Origin of the sequence: Jatrophihabitans sp. (assembly GCF_035474675.1) — a bacterium.
GTDB lineage: Bacteria > Actinomycetota > Actinomycetes > Mycobacteriales > Jatrophihabitantaceae > Jatrophihabitans_A.
In genome coordinates this window covers 1-4,215 of sequence record NZ_DATINC010000089.1, presented here as the reverse complement: position 1 = coordinate 4,215, position 4,215 = coordinate 1, and the positions used below count along the sequence as shown (strand labels likewise).

Genomic DNA, 4,215 nt, shown 5'->3' with positions numbered 1-4,215 from the left:
GGTCCGGCTCTACGCCGCCGCGCCGCTGATCCTGTCCGGCGGCGAGGTGATCGGCACGGTGTGCGCGTTCTCCGACCAGAGCCAGGAGCTGACCCGGCTGCAACTGGAACGGCTGCGCGACATCGCCGACCAGGCGGTGCTGGTGCTGCAGCTGCGCGACGACGCCGCCCGGCTCAGCCACGCCGCCACCCGCGACCACCTCACCGGCCTGCCCAACCGCGCGCTGTTCTCCGAGACGCTGACCATGGCGCTGGCGAAGTACCAGCGCGGCGCGACCACCCCGACGGTGATCTTCCTGGACCTGGACCGGTTCAAGCCGGTCAACGACACCTACGGCCACGCGGTCGGCGACGAGCTGCTGCGCGCGGTGGCCCACCGGCTGCTGGAGAGCGTCCGGGCGACCGACCTGGTGGCCCGGATGTCCGGTGACGAGCTGGTCATCCTCACCGAGACGCCGGACGGCGCCGACCCCGGCGTGGAAACCCTGCTGGCCCGGCTGCGGCAGGCCTTCGCCACCCCGTTCGAGCTCAGCTGCGGTGAGCTGCTGGTCGGCTGCTCGATGGGCTACGCCACCGCCGAGACCGGCGACACCGCGGCCGAGCTGATGGCCCGCGCGGACGCCGCGATGTACCAGGCCAAGCAGGCCAAGCATCCGACGGACCCGACGGCGCGCTGAGCGGCGGCCACAGCGATCGCACAGCATCTCCACAACGTCCTGCCGGACAGCCCGGGCATGGTGGCTCTCGACTGATCGAAGGCCCGAGTGATCCGGAGAGACCCATGTCGCCCCAGCGCGCAGACCACGCAGACCAGCCAGCTTCCGAGATCGAAGACCACGACCGCGGGTTGGAGTTCGACCTGCAGACGCTGAGCCGGCGCGGTGCGCTGGCGTTCCTGGGCACCGGCCTGCTGGCGGTGGCCGGCTGTTCCAGCGCCGCCAAGGTCACCTCGGCCGGGTCCGGAACGGCTACCAGCTCGGCCGCGACGACGGCCACCAGCCCGACGGCGGCGGCCTCGTCGGCGTCGGCCTCGTCGGCGAGCAGCACCGGCACGGCGGCCGAGTCCTACACCGAGATCCCGGAGGAGACCAGCGGCCCGTACCCCGGCGACGGCTCCAACGGCCCGAACGTGCTGACCCAGAGCGGGATCGTGCGCAGCGACATCCGGTCCAGCTTCGGCACCTCCACCACCACCGCCAAGGGCGTTCCGCTCACCGTCACGCTGACGCTGCGCGACTCGGCCAACGGCTACCAAGCGATCAAGGGCGCCGCGGTGTACCTGTGGCACTGCAACATCGACGGCGAGTACTCGCTGTACGGGCAGAACGTCTCGGGCGAGAACTACCTGCGCGGCGTGCAGGAGTCCGACGCCGACGGCCAGGTCACCTTCACCACGATCTTTCCGGCCGCCTACTCCGGCCGCTGGCCGCACATCCACTTCGAGGTGTACTCCAGCCTCGCCAACGCCACCGCGGCCGGCAAGATCGTGGCCACCTCCCAGCTGGCGCTGCCCGCGGAGGCCTGCGCCAAGGTGTACGCCACTTCCGGCTACTCCCAGAGCGTCGCCAACCTGGCCCGCACCTCGCTGACCTCGGACATGGTGTTCGGCGACGACGGCGGCATCCACCAGCTGGCCTCGATGAGCGGGTCGGTGTCGGCCGGCTACACCGCCGCCCTGACGGTGGGCGTGTAGAACCGGCCGCCTGGGTAAGGTGGTGGCCAAGCGGAGACGCAGGATGCCGGGGAGGCCGCCATGGGACTGTTCGACAACGTCGGCAAGCTCGCCCGCAAGGCACGCGACATGGCCGGACAGCATCCCGACCAGGTGCGCAAGGCGCTCGACCAGGCCGAGGACCAGGTCAACAAGCGCACCGGCGGCAAGCACGCCGGCCAGATCGACACGGCCGGCGACAAGCTGGCCGACTTCCTGGCACCCGAGGCCTCCGACCCGCACCGCAAGCCGGGCACCGACCAGCCGTAGCCGCCCGGCCCGTCCGGCGGGCAGTCGTGGCGATGGTGGGGCCGAACAGGTCGTAGCCGCTTCCGGGCTATCGATGCAACCATTGCCCCGACCAGACGTCTGGACAGGTAGCACCACGAACTCCTCGTGGTGCGCCGAGCCTGGACGGTGGCCATGAGGACGATGGTGCGCAACAAGGATGTGCCGGTGCGGCTCACGCCGGCAGACGATGCCGATTCAGCGGTGGTCGCGCTGTTCGCCTCCCATCGGCTGACCATGATCCGGCTCGCGGTGCTGCTGGTCGACGACCTGGAGACCGGCGAGGACGTGGTGCAGGACGCCTTCGCGGCCCTGCACCGGCGCTGGCCGGCGTTGGCCGACCGGGAGGCGGCGATCTCCTACCTGCGCAGCTGCGTGCTCAACGGGTCCCGCTCGGTGTTGCGCCGGCGCCGCACGGTGCGCCGCAACCCGCACCCGGACGCCGACCGGCTGACGGTCGAAGGCGCCGACGGCCAGCTGCTGCTGGCCGAGGAGCACCGCGCGGTGATCGCGGCGCTGCACCGGCTGCCCCGCCGGCAACGCGAGGTGATCGTGCTGCGCTACTGGTCGGAACTGACCGAGGCACAGATCGCGGCCGAGCTCGGCATCTCGCTGGGCACCGTCAAATCCAACGCATTCCACGGTCGCCAGGCGATCGCCGCAGCACTCGGAGGTGCCGAATGAACACCATCGACGATCGGATCGCCGCCGCCCTGCACGCCCGGGCGGACGCCGTCACCGAAGCCGACCTGGCGCCGGCCGCCCCGCCGTCCAGCCGGGTGGTGCTGCTGGACCGGGCCCGGACCCGGTGGGCCGTTCCGCTGCTGGCCGCGGCCATCGTGGGAATCCTGGCGGTGGCCACCGTGACCGCGGTGCAGCTGAGCCGGACCTCCAGCCACCCGGCGGGCCCGGCAACCCAGCTGCCCGTGCAGCCAACCCCCAGCGCCGTGGCGCCGACCCCGGCACCCACTCCGACCGCCGCCCCGTCGTCCCAGCCGCCGTCCCAGGCGCCGTCGTCGCGGCCGCCGTCCCGGCCGACGGTCTCGGTCACGCCGCCCTCCCGGGTGCCGTCCGGGCCGGCCGATGCGTTCACCCTGGGCTACCAGCCGCTATGGCCGTTCGGCAGCTACGCCGATGCCGAGCAGTGGCGCACCAAGGCCGGCGGTTCACAACCGTGGCACCTGGACGCCAGCCAGACCGCGCTGACCTTCACCCGGTCCTACCTGGGGTTCACCGAGATCAACCTGGTGACCGGGACGTTCTTCGACGACCTGGGCGCCCACATCAAGGTCGGCTACCGGGATCCGAACGGCCAGCCGCACACCGCGGCGACGTTGCACCTGGTCCAGTTCGGCACCGCGTCGGACTCGCCGTGGGAGGTGGTCGGCAGTGACGACACCACACTGTCGCTGGAGCAGCCGGCCTATGGGTCACGAGTGAGCTCGCCGATGGCCATCGGCGGCCACATCACCGGGGTGGACGAGAACATCGTGGTGTCGGTGCTGGCCAGCCAGACCGACCGCAGCACGGTGGCCCGGGTGCCGGCCGGCGGCGACCACGCGGCCTGGACGACCGGACCGGTGACCTTTACCCAGCGGGGAGTGCTGACCCTGGTGGCCAGCACCGGCGGGCACCTGCAGCAGGTGGAACGGTTCGCCATCCACGGGGTGCACACCTAGCCCTTTTGATGCCAAGCCCTTTTGATGCCAAGTCCTTCTGACGCCAAAGCCCTTCTGACGCCAGCGCCGGGCCGGCAGTGCTCTCGATGAGCACCGCCGGCCCGGCGCTGAACCAGGTTCAGCCCGGCCGGCTCGCGCTGAGCACCACTCCGGGACGCACCTCGCCGTTCGCCGGAAGGCGCAGTTCGGCCACCAGGTCCAGGCCGGCCACCGACAGCAGGGCAACCAGGTGCTCGGGCTGCCAGAGGTGGGTGGTCCAGCGCACCGGCACGCCGCCGTAGGCCTCGGTGCGCGCAACGTCGCCGTCGCCGACGTGCATGCCGAGCAGCAGCCGGCCGCCGGGCACCAGGGCGCTGGCGAAGGCGGCCAGCACCGCGGGCAGCACGTCCCGGGGCAGGTTGAACAGCGACCACCAGCCGAGCACGCCGCCCAGCGAGGCGTCCGCGAGGCCGAGGTCGGTGGCGGACGCGACCGTGAAGTCCAGGTCTGGATAACGGCGCCGGGCATGGGCGATCATCCGTGGCGACAGGTCGACACC

General features: G+C 71.8%; 6 protein-coding genes. 5 read left to right on the top strand and 1 reads right to left on the bottom strand.

Annotated features, from left to right (window positions below; genetic code table 11):
- The 5 genes from VLJ82_RS11120 to VLJ82_RS11100 form a co-directional block, all read left to right on the top strand.
- Positions 1 to 676 (top strand): diguanylate cyclase domain-containing protein (locus VLJ82_RS11120; RefSeq protein ID WP_408663416.1); only part of this gene is annotated, 676 nt, incomplete at its 5' end.
- Positions 677 to 780: 104 nt separating this feature from the next.
- The gene (locus VLJ82_RS11115; protein WP_408663415.1) at positions 781 to 1,692 is read left to right on the top strand and encodes an intradiol ring-cleavage dioxygenase; all 912 of its coding nucleotides are present in this window, start codon (positions 781 to 783) and stop codon (positions 1,690 to 1,692) included.
- 60 nt (positions 1,693 to 1,752) lie between these two features.
- The gene (locus tag VLJ82_RS11110) at positions 1,753 to 1,980 is read left to right on the top strand and encodes an antitoxin (protein ID WP_408663414.1); all 228 of its coding nucleotides are present in this window, start codon (positions 1,753 to 1,755) and stop codon (positions 1,978 to 1,980) included.
- Between the two features lie 153 nt (positions 1,981 to 2,133).
- Positions 2,134 to 2,682 (top strand): sigma-70 family RNA polymerase sigma factor, encoded by a 549-nt coding sequence (locus VLJ82_RS11105; RefSeq protein ID WP_408663413.1) that lies wholly within the window; start codon positions 2,134 to 2,136, stop codon positions 2,680 to 2,682.
- Entirely contained in the window at positions 2,679 to 3,677 is a 999-nt protein-coding gene (locus VLJ82_RS11100; RefSeq protein WP_408663412.1) for a hypothetical protein, read from the top strand. The genes VLJ82_RS11105 and VLJ82_RS11100 overlap by 4 nt, the downstream gene beginning before the upstream one ends.
- A 118-nt stretch (positions 3,678 to 3,795) precedes the next feature.
- Here VLJ82_RS11100 and VLJ82_RS11095 read toward each other — a convergent pair.
- Positions 3,796 to 4,215 (bottom strand): class I SAM-dependent methyltransferase (locus VLJ82_RS11095; RefSeq protein ID WP_408663411.1); only part of this gene is annotated, 420 nt, incomplete at its 5' end.